The organism is Pseudaeromonas aegiceratis (assembly GCF_046254905.1).
GTDB classification, from domain to species: Bacteria; Pseudomonadota; Gammaproteobacteria; order Enterobacterales; family Aeromonadaceae; genus Pseudaeromonas; species Pseudaeromonas aegiceratis.
The window spans coordinates 2470252-2490457 of record NZ_CP158016.1 but is presented as its reverse complement, the minus strand read 5'-3'; the positions used below and the strand labels follow the sequence as shown (position 1 = coordinate 2490457).

14 protein-coding genes are annotated in these 20206 nt (G+C 62.4%); 11 read left to right on the top strand and 3 right to left on the bottom strand.

The genetic code is table 11. The annotated features are described in order from the left end of the window. Positions 1–198 precede the first annotated feature (198 nt). The 3 genes from ABHF91_RS11695 (at position 199) to ABHF91_RS11685 (ending at position 3918) form a co-directional block, all read left to right on the top strand. Positions 199–1272 carry a 3-deoxy-7-phosphoheptulonate synthase gene (locus ABHF91_RS11695; RefSeq protein WP_409420460.1) on the top strand — a complete coding sequence of 358 codons (1074 nt, stop codon included), beginning with the start codon at positions 199–201 and terminating at the stop codon, positions 1270–1272. 60 nt (positions 1273–1332) lie between these two features. Then, entirely contained in the window at positions 1333–2466 is a 1134-nt protein-coding gene (tyrA, locus tag ABHF91_RS11690; protein WP_409420459.1) for a bifunctional chorismate mutase/prephenate dehydrogenase, read from the top strand. 123 nt (positions 2467–2589) lie between these two features. Beyond that, positions 2590–3918 carry an IS4 family transposase gene (locus ABHF91_RS11685; protein ID WP_409420458.1) on the top strand — a complete coding sequence of 443 codons (1329 nt, stop codon included), beginning with the start codon at positions 2590–2592 and terminating at the stop codon, positions 3916–3918. Between the two features lie 44 nt (positions 3919–3962). Here the strand turns inward: ABHF91_RS11685 and pheA are convergent, their stop codons facing one another. Together pheA and hpf are read right to left on the bottom strand one after the other, a co-directional pair. Further along, the gene (gene pheA, locus ABHF91_RS11680) at positions 3963–5129 is read right to left on the bottom strand and encodes a prephenate dehydratase (protein WP_409420457.1); all 1167 of its coding nucleotides are present in this window, start codon (positions 5127–5129) and stop codon (positions 3963–3965) included. A gap of 302 nt (positions 5130–5431) precedes the next feature. Next, the gene (gene hpf / locus ABHF91_RS11675; RefSeq protein ID WP_409420456.1) at positions 5432–5776 is read right to left on the bottom strand and encodes a ribosome hibernation-promoting factor, HPF/YfiA family; all 345 of its coding nucleotides are present in this window, start codon (positions 5774–5776) and stop codon (positions 5432–5434) included. A 304-nt stretch (positions 5777–6080) separates the two neighbouring features. On the opposite strand from hpf, the gene ABHF91_RS11670 reads away from it, so the two are divergent. The 8 genes from ABHF91_RS11670 to ABHF91_RS11635 all read left to right on the top strand — a co-directional run bounded on the left by ABHF91_RS11670 (position 6081) and on the right by ABHF91_RS11635 (position 18568). Then, positions 6081–8864, top strand: coding sequence for an EAL domain-containing protein (locus ABHF91_RS11670; RefSeq protein WP_409420455.1), 2784 nt, complete (start codon positions 6081–6083; stop codon positions 8862–8864). Between the two features lie 78 nt (positions 8865–8942). Continuing rightward, positions 8943–10871, top strand: a complete 1929-nt coding sequence (locus ABHF91_RS11665) for a transglycosylase SLT domain-containing protein (protein WP_409420454.1) — start codon at positions 8943–8945, stop codon at positions 10869–10871. A 98-nt stretch (positions 10872–10969) separates the two neighbouring features. After that, positions 10970–11974 carry a LacI family DNA-binding transcriptional regulator gene (locus ABHF91_RS11660; RefSeq protein WP_409420453.1) on the top strand — a complete coding sequence of 335 codons (1005 nt, stop codon included), beginning with the start codon at positions 10970–10972 and terminating at the stop codon, positions 11972–11974. A gap of 238 nt (positions 11975–12212) precedes the next feature. Then, positions 12213–13040, top strand: a complete 828-nt coding sequence (locus ABHF91_RS11655) for a hypothetical protein (RefSeq protein WP_409420452.1) — start codon at positions 12213–12215, stop codon at positions 13038–13040. Positions 13041–13047: 7 nt separating this feature from the next. Next, positions 13048–13905: an endonuclease/exonuclease/phosphatase family protein gene (locus ABHF91_RS11650; protein ID WP_409420451.1), complete on the top strand. Its 858-nt coding sequence runs from the start codon at positions 13048–13050 to the stop codon at positions 13903–13905. Positions 13906–13977: 72 nt separating this feature from the next. Further along, the gene (macA, locus tag ABHF91_RS11645) at positions 13978–15174 is read left to right on the top strand and encodes a macrolide transporter subunit MacA (protein ID WP_409420450.1); all 1197 of its coding nucleotides are present in this window, start codon (positions 13978–13980) and stop codon (positions 15172–15174) included. Between the two features lie 3 nt (positions 15175–15177). Then, complete coding sequence (locus ABHF91_RS11640) at positions 15178–17142, top strand: MacB family efflux pump subunit (protein ID WP_409420449.1); 1965 nt, start codon at positions 15178–15180, stop codon at positions 17140–17142. Next, on the top strand, positions 17135–18568 hold the full coding sequence (locus tag ABHF91_RS11635) for an efflux transporter outer membrane subunit (RefSeq protein WP_409420448.1): 1434 nt from the start codon (positions 17135–17137) through the stop codon (positions 18566–18568). Before ABHF91_RS11640 ends, ABHF91_RS11635 begins: the two co-directional genes overlap by 8 nt. Positions 18569–18632: 64 nt before the next feature. Here the strand turns inward: ABHF91_RS11635 and ABHF91_RS11630 are convergent, their stop codons facing one another. After that, a complete protein-coding gene (locus ABHF91_RS11630; RefSeq protein WP_409420447.1) occupies positions 18633–20153 on the bottom strand; it encodes a LysM peptidoglycan-binding domain-containing protein in 1521 nt (506 codons plus the stop codon). Positions 20154–20206: the final 53 nt, after the last annotated feature.

The following is a 20206-nucleotide window of genomic DNA, read 5'->3' as shown; positions in this document are numbered from 1 at the left end:
CAGCGCCACGAGGCCGGTCTATGACCGGCCTCGTGCGTTTTGCAGCACCCGCAGAGCGTCACCGTCATGGCACGCTTGCAAATCTACACAGGCTTGGTATGGTGAGGCGTCCGTTAGCTATAAAAAACATCCAAGTCAATACAGATAGAGATTTTGTAGCCAGCATAGCCGTAAAGAAAAGTTTACTTGGTGATTCCCATGCAGAAAGATGTGCTCAATGACGTAAATATCCAATCCGAAAATGTACTGATGACCCCGGCCGAGCTGAAGGATTTCTATCCGGTTTCAGATGCGGCCCGCGCCTTCATCAGCCAGGCTCGGACCACCATCGCCAATATCGTTCAGCAGCAGGATCATCGCCTGCTGGTGATCTGTGGTCCCTGCTCCATCCACGATCTGGAAGCCGCCAAGGATTACGCCAGCCGTCTGAAGAAACTGCACGATCAATATGCCGACACCCTGTACATCGTCATGCGGGTGTACTTTGAGAAGCCCCGCACCACTGTGGGCTGGAAGGGCTTCATCAATGATCCTAACCTGGACGGTACCTTCGACGTGGAGCTGGGGCTGAAGAAGGCCCGTGAGCTGCTGGTGTGGTTGGCCGAGCTGCAACTGCCGCTGGCCACCGAGGCCCTGGATCCCATCAGCCCGCAATACCTGGCGGATCTCTTCTCCTGGTCTGCCATCGGCGCCCGTACCACTGAGTCCCAGACCCACAGAGAGATGGCCTCTGGCCTGTCCATGCCGGTGGGCTTCAAGAATGGCACCGACGGCAACCTGGATACCGCCATCAATGCCCTTAAGGCCGCGTCCTCCAGCCACTCCTTCATGGGTATCAACCAGCAGGGGCAGGTGGCCCTGTTGCATACCCATGGCAACCCGGACGGCCATGTGATACTGCGTGGTGGCAAGCACCCGAACTACGACTCCGTCAACGTGGCCCTGGCCGAACAGGCCCTGGCCAAGGCGGACTTGCCGGCACGGCTGGTGGTGGATTGCAGCCATGGCAACTCCAGCAAGAACCACCGTCTGCAGCCGCTGGTAGCGGCCAACGTGTTGCATCAGATCCAGGATGGCAACCGTTCCATCATAGGGGTCATGCTCGAGTCCAATATCGGTGAGGGGAACCAGTCCAGCGAACAGCCCAAGTGCGACATGCAGTATGGCGTCTCCATTACCGATGCCTGCATCGACTGGGAAACCACCGCGACCCTGCTGGCCCATTGCCACCGTCAACTGGGCGAGGTGCTCAAGGCTCGACTGTCCGCCTGATGACCCCGCATAATGGGGGGCGGCCGTGAGGTCGGCCCCCTTATTTTTGGATGAGTTTGCATGAATGAAGAATTGAATGCCCTGAGGGATCAGATCGATGGGGTGGATCAGCAGCTGGTTGCCTTGCTGGCCCGCCGGCTGGCGTTGGTGGCCGAGGTGGGGGAGGTGAAGAGCCGCCATGGCTTGCCCATCTATGCGCCGGACCGGGAGGCGGCCATGCTGGCGCGGCGTCGCGATGAAGCCGCCCAACAGGGCGTACCGCCGGATCTGATTGAGGATGTGCTGCGGCGCGTGATGCGGGAATCCTACAGCAGCGAGCATGACTCTGGCTTCAAATGTGTTAACCCGGCGTTGCGTCAGATCGTGGTGGTGGGCGGGGCCGGTCAGTTGGGCCGTCTGTTCGTCAACATGTTCCGCCTGTCCGGCTACCAGGTGGCGGTGCTGGAGCGGGATGATTGGCACAAGGCCGACGACTTGTTGAGCCAGGCGGGCATGGTGGTGGTCGCCGTGCCCATCGAGAACACCTGCGATGTGATTGATCGCCTGACCCGCCTGCCCGCCGACTGCGTGCTGGTGGATCTCACCAGCATCAAGCAGCGGCCGCTGAGCCACATGCTGGCGGCGCACGCCGGTCCCGTGCTGGGTCTGCACCCCATGTTCGGCCCGGATGTCTCCAGCCTGGCCAAGCAGGTGGTGGTCTGCTGCCATGGCCGGGATGAACCGGCCTATCAGTGGTTGCTGGATCAGATGCGCATCTGGGGCGTCCGCCTGCACAGCGTGGCGGCCGCGGATCACGACAACGCCATGAGCCTCATCCAGGCGCTGCGTCACTTCACCAGTTTCGTCTACGGCGTGCACCTGTGTGATGAACAGGCCGATCTCAAGCGCCTGCTGGCCCTGAGTTCCCCCATCTACCGGTTAGAGCTGGCCATGGTGGGGCGGCTGTTTGCCCAGGATCCGGCGCTGTATGCCGACATCATACTGTCCTCGCCCCTCAACGTGCAGATGATCCGGCGTTACCATCAGCGCATGGGTCAGGCCATCAGCTACCTGGAGAGTGGCGATCGGCAGAGCTTCATCGACACCTTCCACAAGGTGGCCGAGTACTTTGGTGACTATGCCGGCCAGTTCCTGCGAGAGAGCAAGCTGCTGCTGGCACAGGCCCATGATGCCCGGCATCACGAGTCAATTTAGCGGTCTGTATCGCGCAGATAAAAACGCCAGGCATCGCCTGTAATGCCGATCAGTTAAGGATCCATTGACCGATCCTCAGGCTGTGTAAAAATCCGAAACTCCTTGTTGGGTTTCGGATTTTTTATGCGCATCGACCAAGCTCTCGACTTCATTCACGCCTGTCCTCCCGGAAAATTTGAGTCCCTGTCTGACCTGCTGTCACCTGAACTGGTGCAGGCCTGCCTGGCCAAGACAGGCTCGGTCTCCCTGCGTCGACGGCGCATGCCCATGGAGCGGGTGCTGTGGGCCATTATCGGTATGTCCTTGTTTCGTCACGTCCCCATGACCCAATTGGCCAACCAGCTCGATATCCTGTTACCCGGCGACCGGCCATTCGTCGTTCCCAGTGCCTTCATCCAGGCGCGCCAAAAACTGGCTGACCGAGCCGTTCAACAGGTGTTCCAGCAGACCGCTACGCTCTGGCATCAGCAGTGTCAGCACCCAACCTGGGCCGGCTTGCAGCTGCTGGCCGTCGATGGGGTGGTCTGGCGCACCCCCGATACCCAGGACAATGCCGGTGCCTTTGCCAAGTCGAAAACCGGCCAGGGCGAGACGCAGTATCCCCAGGTACGCATGCTGTGTCAGATGGAGCTGACCAGTCACCTGCTGACTCAGACCGTGATGGACTCCTGTGCGGTGAACGAGATGGTGCTGGCAGAGCAACTCATTGAAAAAACACCCGATAACAGCCTGACCCTGTTCGATAAGGGCTTCTACTCACTGGGATTGCTACACGCCTGGCAATGCCAGGGCGTGGCGCGTCACTGGCTTATTCCGCTGAAAAAGGGCACGCAATACGAGGTCATCCGCAAGCTGGGGCGGCAGGATGCGCTGGTACGGCTCACCGCCAGTCCGCAGGCTAAGAAGAAGTGGAGCGAGTTACCGGAGCAGCTCGAAGCCCGGCTGCTGACCCGGACGGTGAATGGCAAGGAGCGCCAGGTGCTGACGTCGCTAACCGACCCGATGCGCTTCCCGGCCAGCGAGTTGATGGAGCTATACCAGAATCGCTGGGAAATCGAGCTGGGCTATCGGGAGATGAAACAGAGCCTGCAACAGCACAGGCTGACGCTGCGCAGCAAGAAACCCGATGGAGTAAGGCAGGAGCTATGGGGCTTGGTATTGGCCTATAACCTGCTGAGATATCAGATGGTTAGAATGGCGGCGAGCTTAAAAGGCTATACGGCCAGCCAGCTGAGCTTTCACATGGCATCGGTGTATCTGCTGCATGAGCTCAGTTGCCTGCCGTTCGTATCACCGGGGAATATTCCAGCCCGCGTCGCCGACATGGACAAACAGGCGGAGCAGTTCAAGTTACCTGCCCGCCGAGAACGAAGTTATCCCAGGTGTGTCAAAGCCAAACCACAGAAGTATGCGACGAGAAAACCTAGTAAAAACAATGCCAGTCAGGCTTAACTGACTGGCATTAAGGCATCGCCTGGCGTTTTTTTTCTCGCCCATCAGGGCATCAGCGCCGGGGCTATCTCGGTGGGGGCGACGTCCTCGCTGGGATAGCAGCCCAGTACCTTCAGGCTGCGGGTCAGCGGATAGAGCTCCTGCAGGGCCTTCTGCATGGTCTCGCTGTGCAGGTTGACGGCGACGTCCATGTAGAACATCTCTTCCCAGGGATTGCCCTGGATCGGCCGGGATTCCAGCTTGGTCATGTTGATCTGGTGATTGCGCAGCACCAGCAATACCTCCACCAGGGCCCCGGCGTACTGGTTGGTGGACATGATGAGGGTGGTCTTGGCCGGTACCTGCGGCACCACCTCGATCGGCTCTCTGGCCACCACGATGAAGCGGGTCATGTTTTCTTGCTGATTGGCGAGCCCGCTGGCGATGGAGGTCAAGCCAAACAGCTTGCCACCGTCGGCACTGCCGATGGCCGCCACGTTCGGTGCAGCCAGCGCCTGGACCTTGGCCATGGCGGTGGCGGAGGAGTCACAGAACTCGTGGTGGATCTGGGGATGCTGTGCCAGGTAGCGCGAACACTGCTGCAGGGGCTGCGGGTGGCCGTACAGGGTATCGATGGCCGTCAGCTCCGTGGGCACGGCCACCAGCAGGCAGTGCTCTATGGGGTAGGTCAACTCGCCGACGATGGACAGGCTGGTCTGCTGCATCAGGTCGTAGACCTCGTTGATGGAGCCGGAACTGGTGTTTTCGATGGGCAAGACGCCAAACTGGCAGTGGCCCTTTTCCACCGCCTCGATCACCTGGGTGAAGTTATTGCAGCTATGTTCGCTGATCTCGGCATAGCGGCCCAGGTATTTGCGGGCCGCCAGGCTGGAATAGGTGCCAAGCGGGCCAAGGTAGGCCACGCTGGTCTCGTCTTCTGCTTGGGCCGGATTCACCAGCCGCTGCAAATAGTCTTGCTGGGTCAGCACCGAGTCTTCGATCACCAGGTGATAGAGCTGGGTGACATACTGGGCATTCAGCCCCAAGGCACGCCCCTGCTGAATGAGGCGGACCAGCAGATCCTGCTCGCGGCGGGTATCGCGGATGGGGCGTTGATCGGCCTGTTTGCTACGGGCGACTTCCAGGCTCAGCTGCCGGCGGCGCGCCAGCAGGGCCAACAGATCGGCGTCCAGTTGGGTTATCTCGTTACGAATTTCATCCAGTGTCGCCATTACGGCTCCTCCCTCTCCCGGCATACAGCAAAAAAAAGGCCTCCCACTGGGGGAGGCCTCGCACTGTTCGTCTTCAGATTCTCGATTGCGAAGAGGCGCATCCCCGGGAGGGCGCAGCAAAAGAGACACTATAGAAAAACAGAGACCAAAATAACATGCAATTCAACCTTGGCATCAAGGAACCATACCAATACGTTAAAAGACTATGTTATGCAAGCTTCGAGGGGAAATTAGCGCCAATTCCTTGCCAAGTGACGAAAAAGGCGCCTCAAAAGGGGCGCCTTGGCAAAGATCAGTGAAGATTAGAAAGCGGGGAGCACTGTGCCCATACGGCACTGCTCCTTGCCGGAACGCTGGGCTCTGTGGGCCTGGGGTCGTGCGCCATACTTGATGAGCTGGCGCTCCAGTTTTTGTCCCAGGGCATTTATGGCCGCATGCAGGTCTTCATGCTCGGCTTGGGCAAACAAGGTATCGTTCGGGATACCGCAGGTGGCTTCCACCGTGAAAACGAGTCCCTCTTTATGGATGATGACATGGGGGGTGATCAAGGGCACCTGTAGCCGCTCAAGCTTCTCAAACCGGCTGGCAATACGGGCTTCGATGGCTGGGGTAACGTCGAGAACTTTGCTGGTGATATCGATTAACATAGGCGAACCCCCTTTGGTTCTTGTTGCTCTTTCACCTTCAGATTAACCTGCCAGCCCTTAAGTTATGTGATCTAGATCACTTATTTTTGGCGACGCAGGATTTGTGTGCGGAACTGTGATTGTTCCTAGGGATGCAGGAAAAATCACTTGAGTATCTACTGGGGGAAATGCATTATTTTTGCGGTTTTAATACTGATAAATCTAGCGGTTGTTCCAAATGTGCCAGCTGCTCGCTATAACCTGGCATAGATCACTTTCCTGTGGGGGATGGAGCCTGGAGAACCGACATCATTGAAGGTAGCCTGTGAGCCAGTTGTCCGGATATGCCATAAGTCGCCTGCTCGACTCCGTCTGTAACGATGTGCCGGCCTTCGCGCGGCCCAGTTATCTGACCCCTGGTTCTCTCTGTCCCGCCGATGCCGCCAGCCAGACAACGCCCGCCGCGACCGCCGAGTTGCATTGTGCCACCCAGCCGGATGAGATCGGCGAGTACTTCCAACAGCTGTGCCTGTTGGCCCAGCAAATCCTGCCTTATCCCGCCATCAGTCTCTGGCTGTATGACGCCGGCAAAGAGCAGCTGGTCTGTTCCCATGCCCTGGGCCCCAAGACCCGGGTCGGCCGAATTCATCCCCTGGCAGACATTCGGGCCATGTGGGATGAGCTGGCGGCGCAAGAGATCCTTAACCTCGTCAACGTCCAGCAGGACAGCCGTTGCCACCTCCATTTCTTGGATGATGAGCCGACGGATCTGTTGCTGGCCGCCATCAAGAACCATGGTCAGCAGGTTGGTGCCCTGGTCTGTCGGCGGCCCAGTCTGTTTGTGCCCTGGCCCGAGCACTGTCATGCCATCTTGCGGACCTTCTCCCTGATGGCCGGGCGGGGGCTGGAAAACCTGGACAGCTCCGGCAACCGATTGCTGACCTATCAGCGGCAGCAGCAGCTGGAGCATATCCACCACGCCTTGTCGGCCAAGACGGGGCGGGCCTTCTTCGATGAGCTGGTGACCCAGCTGCGCTTGGTGTTGCAGGCCCAGCAGGTCTGGGTCTGTGAGGCCGAGCTGACCCCGGCCGGTTCCTTCGCCCGCATGATCGCCGAGAGTGACGGGCTCAATGACGGCAGCAGCTATCGCTATGCCTTGCGGGATGCCGCCTGCAGCCGGGTGTATGAGGAGGCCGAGCGGCCCTATCTGGTGGTCAGCGAGTCGCTGAACCTGCCGCGGCGTTACTGTGGTGCCGCGCACTACTGCGGGGTGGCGCTGCGGGATAACAAGCGCAAGGTCATCGGCCACCTGGCCATGACCTTCGAACGCCTGCCGGATGAACAGCTGTTGCAGGGGGTGCTCAACCCCATCTGTCAGCGGGCGGGGGGCGAGCTGGAGCGGCAGCATGCCGAGGCCCAGCTGCGGCTCTCCGCGGTGGCCTTTGAAACCAACGAAGGGCTGATCATCACGGATCCCGAGCTGGTGATCCTGCGGGTGAATCACGCCTTTAGCCAGATCACCGGCCTGTCGGCCCGGGAGGTGGTGGGCAAGCGGCTGGGGGTTGAGCTGTGGCCCTGGCCCACGGATCTTGCGCCCCAGTTTGATGAGCAAGGTCGCTGGGAAGGAGAGGTGGAGCGTTGGCGTCGCGAGGGGGTGGCCTATCCCCAGTGGGAGACTTGGACGCCGGTGCGGGATGAGGAGCAGCAGATCAGCCACTATGTCATCTGTTTTGAGGATCTCTCCGAACGCCAGGCCAGTGCCCGGCAGATCCGGAGCCTGGCCTATTACGACGATCTGACCGGCCTGCCCAATCGCCGCCTGCTGCTGGAGCAGGTGGAGCGGGCGTTTGTCTGCGCCCGGGAGTCCGAATGGATCGGTGCCCTGCTGTTTATCGACCTGGATCATTTCAAGACCATCAACGACTCCCTGGGCCATGCCGCCGGGGATTGGCTGCTGCAACAGGTTTCCAAGCGGTTGCAGGGGGAGCTGGGCCAGGGCGACGTGTTGGCCCGTCTCGGTGGCGACGAGTTCGTGTTGTTGCTGCCGGCCCTGAGCGAGAGCCCACCCCTGGCGGAGATGCAGGCCAGCGGCCTGGCGGAGCGGCTCATCGAGGTCCTCTCCATGCCCTACCAGTATCAGGGGCTGGATCTGCACATCGCCGCCAGCATAGGCGCCACTCTGTTCCCCAGCAGGGATCAGCAACCCGAGGACCTGCTCAAGCAGGCGGATACCGCCATGTACCAGGCCAAGGCAGCCGGGCGCCGTACCATCCGGCTGTTTGACGCCGGCATGCAGCGCCAGGCGGACCGGCGTCTGCTGATCCACAACCAGTTACGCCACGCCCTGGGCAACAACGAGCTGCTGTTGCATTACCAACCCCAGCACATGGTGGATAGCGGCGATCTCATCGGCGTGGAGGCCCTGTTGCGTTGGCAGCCGGCCGGTCACTCCATGATTTCGCCGGCGGAGTTCATCCCCATCGCCGAGGAGACGGATCTCATCATCGATATCGGTCAGTGGGTACTGCTCGAGGCCTGTCACCAGTTTGTGCGCTGGGAGGAGGAGGGGGTCCGTCTGCCCCAGCTGTCGGTGAACGTCAGCGCCAAGCAGTTCCACCACCAGCGTTTCGTGGAGCACATCCATGAGGTGCTGAGTGCCACCGGCATGGAGCCCTCCGCCCTCAACCTGGAGATCACCGAGTCCGTGGTGCTGGGCAACACAGAAGACGCCATTCACAAGATGAGCGAGCTCAAGCAACTGGGGATCAACTTCTCCATCGACGACTTTGGTACCGGCTACTCCTCCCTGGGTTACCTCAAGCGTCTGCCGGTGGATGAACTGAAGATCGATCGCTCCTTCATTCAGGACATACCCCACGATCTGAGCAACATGGCCATCGTCGAGGCGGTGATGGCCATGGCGCGCCACCTGGGATTCAATGTCACAGCCGAAGGGGTGGAGACCCGCCAGCAGCTGGAATTTCTGCGTAAGCAAAACTGCAGCTTCTTCCAGGGCTTCCTGGCCAGCAAGCCCTTGTCGGCGGAGTTGATGCAACGCTATGCCCTGCGTTACCTGCCGCCGGAGGACGCCTTAGAGGGGACCCTCTAGTGTCCGCCTGATGTAACTTGGTCAGCCAACGATTATACTGCTCCCGGGCACTTGCCATGGCCTATTGGAGTAGTCTGGATGTGGTGGCGTAACCTGCGGTTGCTGTTCGGTTTTTCTATTTTTATGCTCGCCGGTGGACTGGTTTCACCCCCAGCGCGGGCCCTTTCCCTGGAACAAAGTCTCTATCGCTCCGCCCTGGAGGCGTTGCGTCAACAGCGCAGCGGTGAGGCCTATGCCCTGCAGGCGCGGCTGGGGGATTATCCCCTGGTGCCCTATATCGATTATTACGATCTCTATTGGCAGCCCCAGACTGCCCGGCTGGCGGAGGTCAAACAGTTCATGCTGCGCCATCCTGGCAGCTATCTGTCCAGCCGGCTGGAGCGGCGCTACCTGCACCTGCTGGCTCAGGAGCAGAATTGGCACGCCTTCTTGGATCTGCGCGCCAGCAAGCCCAACTCGGTGGATCTGCAGTGCTACTACTACCGCGCCAAGCTGGCCATGGGCCAACGGGATCTCGCCTTCGATGGCGCCGCCGAGCTGTGGCAGCACGGTGATTCCCGGCCCGGCGAGTGCGATCGCCTGTTTGCGGCCTGGCGGGAGGCCGGTCGCATGAGCGACAGCCGGGTGTGGGAGCGACAGCAGCTGGCCTACGCCCAGGGCAATGGGGCCCTGGTGAAGTACTTGAGCGGCCTGTATCAGGGGAGCGGCTGGCAGCACCTGGGCAACCGGGTCAATCAGCTGATGGCCAAGCCGGACAAGTTGTTTGTCCTGTTGCCGGCGGGCCATGAGATCCGCGACCGTCGCCTGGCCGAACTGACCCTGCAACGCTGGGCCAACCAGGATGCGCTCGCCGCCTTGCGCCAGCTGACCCAGGCCAAGCAGCGCTACGGGCTGCGCCCCCCGGCGGTGGCGAGCGTCGAGCAGGCCATTGCCCGCCGCCTGTTGCTGGATCGCAGCACGGCCCAGCGCCATTGGCTCGACAGCCGCATGGACAAGCAGTGGCCCCCTGAGTTGCTGGAGCTGCGGGCGCGGGTCGCCATCTACGAGGCGGATTGGCCGGCGGTAAATCGCACCATCACCCTGATGACGGCCGAGCAGCAGGGCCAGTCCCGCTGGCGTTACTGGCGGGGCCGGGCCGAGCAGCAGGCCGGCCACACGGCGCCGGCACGGCATCAGTTCGAGTTGGGGCGCCAGGAGCGCAGTTACTATGGCTTCCTGAGTGCTCAACAATTGGGCAAGCCATTTTCATTGCAGCAGGTGCCGCTGAAGCGGGGCCTGGACTGGGCCTCGGCCAGCCGCCGTTGGGCGGCGCTGCCGCGCATCGACGCCTTGCTGCAGCTGGACGAGACGGATCTGGCCCGCGCCGAATGGTATTACCTGATGGAGCAGGTCAGTTACGAAGAGAAGTTGCAGCTGGGTGGCTTGGCGTTGGCCAAGGGCTGGCATGATCTGGCGGTACAGGCCAGCATCCGGGCCGAGGCCTGGGACGTGCTGGAGCTGCGCTTCCCCACCCCCATGAGCAAGACCTTCAGCCAGTTTGCCCAGGCCCGGGCCGTGGAGCCCAGCCTGCTGTATGCTCTGGCGCGCCAGGAGAGTGCCCTCTACCCCAAGGCCAAGTCGCCGGTGGGGGCCTCCGGCCTGATGCAGCTGATGCCGGCCACCGCCAAGCACACCGCCAAGAAGTGGGGTTACCCGCAACCCAGACCCCAGCAGCTGGTGGAGCCGGCACTGAACATTCGCCTGGGCAGCGCCTATCTGCGTGAGCTGCTGGACAAGTACCAGGGCAACCGGGTGTTGGCGACGGCCGCCTACAATGCCGGCCCCGGCCGGGTGCGCCAGTGGCGCACCGAGGAGGGCATGTCCATGGATGCCTGGGTGGAGAGCATTCCGTTTCGTGAGACCCGCAACTATGTGCAGAACGTGCTGGTGTATAACGTCATTTACCAGCAACGGCTCAATCGGCCACTGCGTTTTCTCACCCAGGGTGAGCTGATGTTGCAATATTGAGCTATGGCAATGAAATTCAAAGGCTTTTGATTGAACTCTGCCCGGTGGGCTGTGGTACACTCGGCCCAGTGTGCGTTATTAGCGAAGGGGGTAGAGGCGTGGCAACAATCAAAGATGTGTCCAGGCTTGCAAATGTGTCGATTTCCACCGTCTCTCGGGTGATCAACAACACGGCCCAGGTGGCGCCTGAGAAGCGGGAAGCCGTGCTCAGCGCCATGAAGGAGTTGAACTTCCGGCCCAACAGCTTTGCCCAGGCGCTGGTGAGCAAGCGCTCCAACTGCATTGGCGTGCTGGTGGGGGATCTGTGTGGCGGTCCCTTCTTCGCCCAGATGATGCTGGGGATCGAACAGGTGGTGGATCGGGTGAACAAGTTCTCCATCGTCATCACCGGCAATCACGATGAGCACAGGGAGCGGCACGCCATCGACACCCTGCTGCAGCGCCAGTGTGATGCCTTGATCCTTCACTCCATGGCCTTGCCGGATGAGGAGCTGGCCGAGCTGGTCAAGCGCGATACCCCAGTGGTGTTCGTCAACCGCCTGGTGAAGGGTGCCGAAGACAGATCCATCTGGTTTGACAATGCCGAAGGCAGCCGGGTGGCGGTGCGTCATCTGGTGGAGCAGGGACACAGCCGCATCGCCTTCATCACCTCCGATGATCAGAGCTTCGTGGATGCCCAGCAGCGCTATGCCGGGTATCGTCAGGGGCTGGAGGATGCCGGCCTGCCGTTTGAGGAGGCGCTGGTGGTGAAGGCTTATCCGGATGAGATCGGTGGCCATGTGGCCATGAAGGATCTGATGGATCGCCAGGCCCAGTTCACCGCCTTCGTGGGCTATAACGACGCCATGGCGGCGGGTGCCATCTCCTTCCTGCTGGAAAATGGCATCCAGGTGCCCGATCAGGTCTCTGCCGTCGGCTTCGACGACATCCCCTATGTGCGCTTCATCCACCCCAAGCTCAGCACCATCCGTTATCCCATCGAGAAGATGGGGGAACAGGCGGCGGAGCTGGCGGTGCGTCTGCTGGACAACAAGCCGGTGGAGGGGTTGCGCCTTAAGTTCGAGCCTGAGCTGATCGAACGCAACTCCGTCAAGAGCCGCTAAACCTCGGGGCTTAGGCCCCGACTTTTTGGGTTAGATCTGACAGCGTTTTCAGAAATCCTTTTCAAGCGTGATCCGCTTCAAAGATCCGGGGGGGGGGCTACAGTAGTATCAGCTCCGGAATCTGGTTTTCTTCACTATTCCCGCTGTGGGAAGTAGCTGGCGCAACCAATCCAGATATTTCCTTCGTTACTTTTAACGGCCATCATACGATGGCCGTTTTTTTATGGAGGAGAGGCAGATGCAGGATGTGACCCTGGTGGGCCTCGGTTGGTTGGGCCTGCCCCTGTACCACAGGCTCACGGCCTTGGGGCTTAGCGTGGCGGGTACCGTCACCCAAGAGGCCAAGTGCCAGCAGTTGCGCCAGGCGGGGGTGAATGCCTGGCCTTGGCAGGCCACCGGGCAGGCGGCGCCCTGGCCGGAGGAGCTGAAGGCTCAGACCCTGATCCTGGCCATAGCGCCAGGGCGGCAGGATGACTACCCCGTCAAGATCGCGGCCCTGTGTCAGCAAGCGGCGGCGGCGGGAGTGCAACAACTGCTGTACCTGAGCTCCACCTCGGTGTTTGCCCATCAGGGCGAAAAGGATGAGCAGACGGTGCCGGATGGCCATGAGCCGCGGGCCTTGCGCATGCTGGCGGCGGAACAGGTGGTGGCGTGCTGCGACATTCCCCGCAAGACGGTGCTGCGCCTCGGGGGCCTGGTGGGGCCGGGACGTTATCCCGGCTGTTTCTTGGCGGGCAAGCGGATGGAGCACGGCCAGCAGGGGGTCAACCTGCTGCATCAAGACGATGCCATCGGCATCATCAGCGCCATCGTCCAGCAGCAGGCCTGGGAGCCGATCTTCCATGGGGTGGCGCCGGATCACCCCAGCCGCCAGGCCTTCTATACCCTGGCCTGTCAATTGGCTGGCCTGCCGTTGCCCCAGTGCACCCTGAGCGAGCGCCCCGACAAACGGGTGCTGGGCCAGGCGGTCTGTGCACGGTTGGGCTATCGCTACCAGGTGCAGGACTGGCTGGCCTGGCTCACTCATCTGCCCGCGGCCGAGCGCCGCTGCGCTAACCGCCGCTAGGAGTGTCATGAAAGCTTTGTCGTTGGGTCTTTTGTTGGGACTGTGCCTGCTGATGGGCTGTGATGAGCTCAGCGTCACCAGCCCGCCCGTGCTGTTGACGCCCCAGGGGGAGCGGCTGCTGACCCCCTGTACTCTTCTGCCTGTGCTGCCGGTGCAGCAAGCTGGGCTGCCGCGTCAGTTCGATCTGCTGGTGTGGAACCTGTACAAGCTGCAGCGCCCCGGCTGGCAGGATGCCCTGGTCAGCGCGCCGGCGGATCTCATGCTGTTGCAGGAGGCGGTGGATGCACCGCCCTTCACCCAGTTGCTGGGGGAGCAGGGCTACGCCTGGCAGCAGGTGGCGGCCTTCACCTATGAGGGGCGTACCGCCGGGGTCATGACGGCGGCCCATACACCTGAGCTGTTCAGCTGTCCGCTGGCCTACCCGGAGCCTGTGTTCCGGCTGCCCAAGACGGCCCTGGTCAGCCTCTATGCCCTGGAGGGCAGCCGCTATCCCCTGCTGGTGATCAACCTGCACGGGGTGAACTTCGATCTGGGTACCGCTTCTTATGAGGAGCAGCTGGCGCCCTTGCTCAAGTTGTCCCGTCGCTATCCAGGCCCCGTGCTGTTTGCCGGCGATTTCAACAGCTGGAGCGAGCGGCGTAGCCGCTTGCTGCAGTCCCGCATGGCCCGTCAACAATTCTTGTCAGCCCACTTCAGTCCGGATCAGCGCCGGCGGATCGGGGAGTGGCCCCTGGATCAGGTGTTCTATCGCGGCCTCATCCTGGAGCAGGCCAGTGCCGAGCCCAGCGCGGCCTCGGATCACAACCCGCTGCGCCTGCGTTTTCGTTTGGCGGACCACACCACATCTCCAGGTAAAAGCAAGTAAGCAGGCTAGGGGGCGGCTAGGCGCCTCCCTAAAATGCCGGTGCTGAAACGTCAAGGAGTTGGATAGGTGAACATGAGCCGTCGTAAGGGGTGGTGGTTGGCTGGCCTGGTGCTGGTGATAGCCATCGTGGTTGTGGCCCGTGGCCTGTTGGCACCGCCGCCCAAGTCGTATATGACGGTGGCGGTGGGGCGCCAGGATGTGCGGGAAGAGGTGCTGGCAACCGGCACCCTGGCCGGCTTCAAGCAGGTGAGCGTGGGGGCCCAGGTATCCGGCCAGCTCAAGCACCTGGCGGTGAGCCTGGGGCAGTCGGTCAAGAAGGGCGAACTGCTGGCCGAGATAGATCCCGTCTTGCAGCAAAATGATCTGCGTACCGCCCAGGCCGGGCTGGATGATATCCGGGCCCAGCAAAAGGCCCAACGGGCCCTGTTGCGCAAGCAGCAGTTGGTGTTGACCCGCCAGCGCCAGCTGCGCAGCAACGATGCCAATGCCACTGCGGATCTGGAAAGCGCCGAGGCGGATGTGGCCCAGACCCAGGCCGAGCTGGAGAGCCTGGCCGCCCAGCTGCAACAATCTCGCATTCAAGTGGATACCGCCAAGGCCAACCTAGCCTATACCCGTATCGTGGCGCCCATCGATGGGGTGGTGATCGCCATCGTCACCGACGAAGGCCAGACGGTGGTCTCCACCCAGTCGGCCCCCACCATCCTCAAGCTGGCGGATCTGGATACCATGACGGTCAAGGCCCAGATCTCCGAGGCGGACGTGATTCGGGTGCAACCCGGCCAAGCCTGCTGGTTTACCGTGCTGGGGGATCCGCAAACCCGCCACACCAGCACATTACGGGCCATCGAGCCCGCGCCAGAGTCGGAGTCAGAAGACGACAGCAGTTCCAGCTCCAGCTCCAGTTCGGATTCTGCCATCTATTACAACGCCCTGTTTGACGTGCCCAATCCCGGCCACAAGCTGCGGGTCTCCATGACCGCCGAGGTGACTGTGGTGCTGGGGGAGAGCAAGCAGGTGCTGACGGTGCCGCTGTCCGCCCTGCGGGGACCCAGCCTGGGTGGCCGCAGCCAGGTGTGGCTGGCGGGGCCTGACGGTAAGCCCCAGCCGCAGCCGGTCACGTTGGGGCGCAAGGATGACATCAATGTGGAGATCACCGACGGCCTCAAGGAGGGCGATCGGGTGATCCTGGGGGATGATATTGCCGCCACCGAGCAGGCAGCCATGGCGGCCGAGTCCCAGCACCGTGGCCCGCCACCGGGAATGTAAGCCATGAGTGAACCTTTGATTGCCCTGGCCGGGGTAGGGCGGTGCTTCGGCGCGCCGGAGGCCCAGGTTCAGGTGCTGCGGGATGTGGACTTGTGCATCGAGCAGGGTGAGATGGTGGCCATCATGGGGGCGTCGGGCTCGGGCAAGTCCACCCTGATGAACCTGCTGGGCTGTCTCGACCGCCCCAGCGAGGGCCAGTACCGGATCGCCGGGGTGGAAACCGGCAGCCTGGCGCCGGATCAGCTGGCGGCGCTGCGGCGGGACCACTTTGGCTTCATCTTTCAGCGCTACCACCTCTTGCCGCACCTGAGCGCCCTGGAGAACGTGGCCATTCCCGCCGTCTATGCCGGCAAGTCCAAGGCGGAGCGTGAGGCGCGGGCGGCCGAGCTGCTGGGGCGTCTTGGGCTGGCGGATCGCATCGGCCATCAGCCCAGCCAGCTCTCGGGCGGCCAGCAGCAGCGGGTGAGTATCGCCCGGGCGCTGATGAACGGCGGCAACGTGATCTTGGCGGACGAGCCCACCGGCGCCCTGGACAGCCGCAGTGGTCAGGAGGTGATGGCCATACTGCAGGAGCTCAATGCCCTGGGCCACACCATCATACTGGTGACTCACGATGCGGCGGTGGCGGCCTATGCCCGCCGCATCATAGAGATCAGCGATGGTCGCATCACGGCAGACCGCGCCAATGCGCAGTGGCAGCCCCAGACGCAGTCCCAGGGCGACCGCCAGCCGGCGCCCAATACCACCACCGGCCAGGAGGGCTGGCGCAGCTGGTGGGGCCGCTTCCTTGAGGCGGCCAAGATGGCGGGGATTGCCATGGCGACCCATCGTCTGCGCACCCTGCTGACCATGTTGGGGATCATCATCGGCATCATGGCGGTGGTCAGCGTGGTGGCCCTGGGGCGCGGTGCCAGCCAGTCGGTGATCGACAACATCAGCCGCATGGGCACCAACACCATCGGCATCTATCCCGGCAAGGACTGGGGGGACATTCGGGCCGCCCGGGTCGAGACCCTGTCGCCGGCGGATCTGCGGGCCTTGCAGGGGCAGATCTATGTGGACAGCGCCACCCCATCCATCAGCAGCACCCAGTTGCTGCGTTACGGCAACCTGACCGCCAATGCCTCGGTGAGCGGGGTCGGCGAGCAGTTTTTTCGCGTCAAGGGTTATGACTTTGCACAAGGGCGCAGCTTCGATCAGGACCACATCCAGCATATCGCCCAGGTGGCGGTCATCGATGACAACACCCGCAAGCGGCTGTTTTCCAATGAAAACCCCATGGGCAAGGTGCTGCTCCTGGGCAGCCTGCCCTGCCGCATCATAGGCGTGCTGGCGCCCCAGGACAGTGGCTTCGGCAACACCGACTCGCTGAATGTCTGGATCCCCTACACCGCCTCCATGGCGCGCCTGGAGGGGCAGCGCTTCTTCAGCTCCATCCTGATCCGGGTGAAGGACGGCATGTCCAATGCGGTGGCCAATCAGCAGATCGTCCAGTTGCTGACCCTGCGCCACGGCACCAAGGATGTGTTTACCAACAGCAGTGACAGCATCATGAAGACGGTGCAGAAGACCACGGGGACCCTGGCGCTGCTGATCTCCGCCATCGCCGTCATCTCCCTCATCGTCGGGGGCATAGGCGTGATGAACATCATGCTGGTGTCGGTGACCGAGCGGACCCGGGAGATCGGCATCCGCATGGCGGTCGGCGCCAGGCAGTCGGACATCTTGCAGCAGTTTCTCATCGAGGCGGTGCTGGTCTGCCTGCTGGGCGGCACCATAGGCATCCTCTGCTCCTTCGGCGTGGGGCTGCTGTTCTCGCTGTTTGTCTCCAGCATCAGCATGCTGTTTTCGGTCGGCTCCATCCTGATGGCCGTGACCTGTTCGACCCTGATTGGTGTCCTGTTTGGCTTCCTGCCGGCGCGCAATGCTGCCCGGCTGGACCCGATAGAGGCATTGGCGCGTGAGTGATAAAGAGGCGTTGACCGTGACGAGTCTGAAGCGATATCCCCTAACCCGCACCGCCCTCGGCCTCTGTCTGGCCCTGGGGCTGGCCGCCTGCCAGAGTCCGCTGCGCAGCGATTACCAACGGCCGCTGATGCCGCTGCCCTCCCATTGGCAGCAATCGGTGCAGGGGCTTGAGGGCCAGGCCGATTGGACGGCGTTTGCCGATCCGGCGCTCGATCAATTGATCGCGCAGGTGCTGGCCCATAACGCCGATCTCACCACCGCCGGCATCAAGCTGCGCAAGGCCCAGCTGCAGTTGCAGCTCATCCGTCACGAACAGGGGCTCAACTGGAGTGCTGATCTGGCCACCGAACGCAGCCATGCCCTGTCCGGTCAGGGGATGAGCGACAGCAGCAGCGCCAGCCTGGGGCTCAGCTATGAGCTGGATCTGTGGGGCAAGCTGGATGCGGCCCGGGATGAGGCCCAGTGGGAGCTGGAGGCCACCGCAGAGGACAGGGCCGCCACCGCGCTCTCCCTGGTGGGCAGTGCGGCGGAGGCTTATTGGCAGCTGGGCTACCTCAACGAGCTGATCCGCCTGGCGCAGGCCAACGTGGAAGACAGCCTGCGGGTCCAGCAGTTGGTGGAACACCAGTACCTGGCCGGCGCCGTCAGCGGCCTGGATCGGGTGACGGCGGCCCAGAGTGTGGCCAGCCAGGAGGCGAGCCTCTATACCTACCGGCAGCAGCGGGTGGTGGCGCGCAATGCCCTAGCGCTGTTGCTGGATAGGCCGCCGGAGCAATGGCAGGCCGAGCCGGCCCAGCTGAGCGACAAGCGCATCCCGACGCTGCCGGCGGATCTGCCCTCCAGCCTGTTGGCGCGCCGCCCGGATCTGCGGGCCTCGGAATATCGCTTGCGCGAAAGCCTGGCGGCCATCGACAACCAGCGGTTGAGCCTCTACCCCAGCTTCACCCTGACCGGTGCCCTGGGCACCGCCAGCGCGGCCCTGTGGCGCTTCAGTCAGGATCCTGTCGGGACCCTGGGGGCGGGACTGAGCCTGCCGTTTGTCAATTGGCAGCAGGGGCAGGTGAATATCGAGCTGGCCCGGCAGGATTACGCCGAGGCGGTGGTGGGTTTTCGGCAGGATCTGTTCAGCGCCCTGGGGGAGGTGGAAAACGCCCTAGCCGCCCAGCAGCACTATGCCGGGCAGGGCGAGCGGTTGCAGCAGGCCCTCACCCTGGCCCAGGCGGGCGAGCAGTTGGCGGAGCAGCGCTACCGGCTGGGGGAGGAGGATCTCTCCACCTGGCTGGAGCAGCGCAAGTCCCGGCGGGAGGCGCAGCAGAGCCTGCTGGAAAACCGCTACAACCGGCTGCTCAACCAGATGACCCTGTTCCAGGCCCTGGGTACCTCCCCCGGGCTGGAGCAGTGGTTGACGGCCCATCCAGCCGCTTAGCCTGTCTGCCGCGACATGAAAAAAGCCCGCCGAATGGCGGGCTTTTTCGTGGGCTGTGACTGTTTCAGGCGCCGGTCAGGCTGCGGATCCGCAGGGTGTCGCCGGTCTTCAGATGGCTGGTGTCGGTCAGCTGATTCCAGCGCACCAGATCCATCACGGAGACGTTAAACTGCTCGGCGATGGAGGAGAGGGAGTCCCCTTGGCGGATCTGATAGCGGATCACATCCTTGCTGTCGCCCTTGTTGGGATTGCGCACGGTCAGCTGTTGGCCCGGCTTGACGGTCGCCTGCTCCTCCAGCTGGTTCCAGCGCCGCAGCTCCCGCTCGGACACCTGATAGGTGCGGCTGATGCTCCATAGGCTCTCTCCCGCCTTGACCGTATGCAGCCGTCGGCTGGTGCCGGCGGTGAGACGGTCCAGCTCCCGCTGCAGTTGCAGTGCCTGATCGTTGGGGATCACCAGGTTCTGGCCGACCCGCAGGGCCCGGGCGCTGGTCAACTGGTTGCTGCGCTTGAGCTGCGCTACCGTGACCCCGTGGTTCAGGGCGATCTCACCCAGGGTATCCCCCCTCTGCACCACATAGGTGCCCCAGTTGGCCTTTTGCCGCGGTGACAACTCGGCCAGCGCCAGTTCCAGGGGCTCCGCCTTGCTCACCGGCACCAGCAGGTGGAAGGGACCGTTGGGCGAGCTGACGTTGCGGCTATAGCCGGGGTTCAGCGCCTTGAGCTGGCTCAGGCTGATCCCCGCCATCTCCGCCACCTGGTTCAGGTCCACCTGGCCGCCGGTGTCGATGCGTCTGACCTTGGGACGGTTGGGCACGGGGGGCAAGCTCACGCCATAGTGATCGGCCTTCTTGATGATGTCGGCCAGGGCCAGCAGCCGCGGCACGTAGGCACGGGTCTCCCGCGGCAACTGCAACGACCAGAAGTCGGTGGACTTACCGGCTTTTTGCTGCTTGCGGATGGCCTGCTGGATACGCCCTTCGCCGGCATTGTAGGCGGCGATGGTGTTGTACCAGTCCCCATCGAAGAACTCGTTCAGGTAGGTGAAATAGGCCATGGCGGCTTCGGTGGAGGCGGCCACATCACGGCGACCGTCATACCAGGCGTCCCGCTTGAGACCGAAGCGCCGACCTGTGGGTGCCAGGAATTGCCACAAACCAACAGCATTGCCATGGGAGCGAGCATTCGGATTGTAGGCACTCTCCACAATCGGTAGCAATGCCAGCTCCATTGGCATCTGGTTCTGTTCTATTTCATCCACCACCAGGTAGAGGAAGGGGGCTGCGCGTTCGGCAACATCGACCAAGGTCTTGGGGTGTTTCAGGTACCAGTCACGGAAACGCTGGACTTGTGGTTCGTCCGGCACTTCCAGGGTCATCTGACTGGCCATGTGGGCCCAGATGTCGGTGTGTTGCTGCTCGGACGGTTCCGATCGGTCGTGGGCCGACCTTGCCCGCACGCTATGGTGCTGCACCACCATGATCTCCGGCATGGACTCATCCGGGCGATCCGATTGTTCTGTGGTTTGCAAGGTCTGGCAGCCAGTCAGCAGCAGGGCACCCAGCAGGGTTACTCGTAGCTTCATGCTTGCTCAGCTCGTCAAAGTGTCGACAGATGGTAGGGAGGATCCTCGAACGG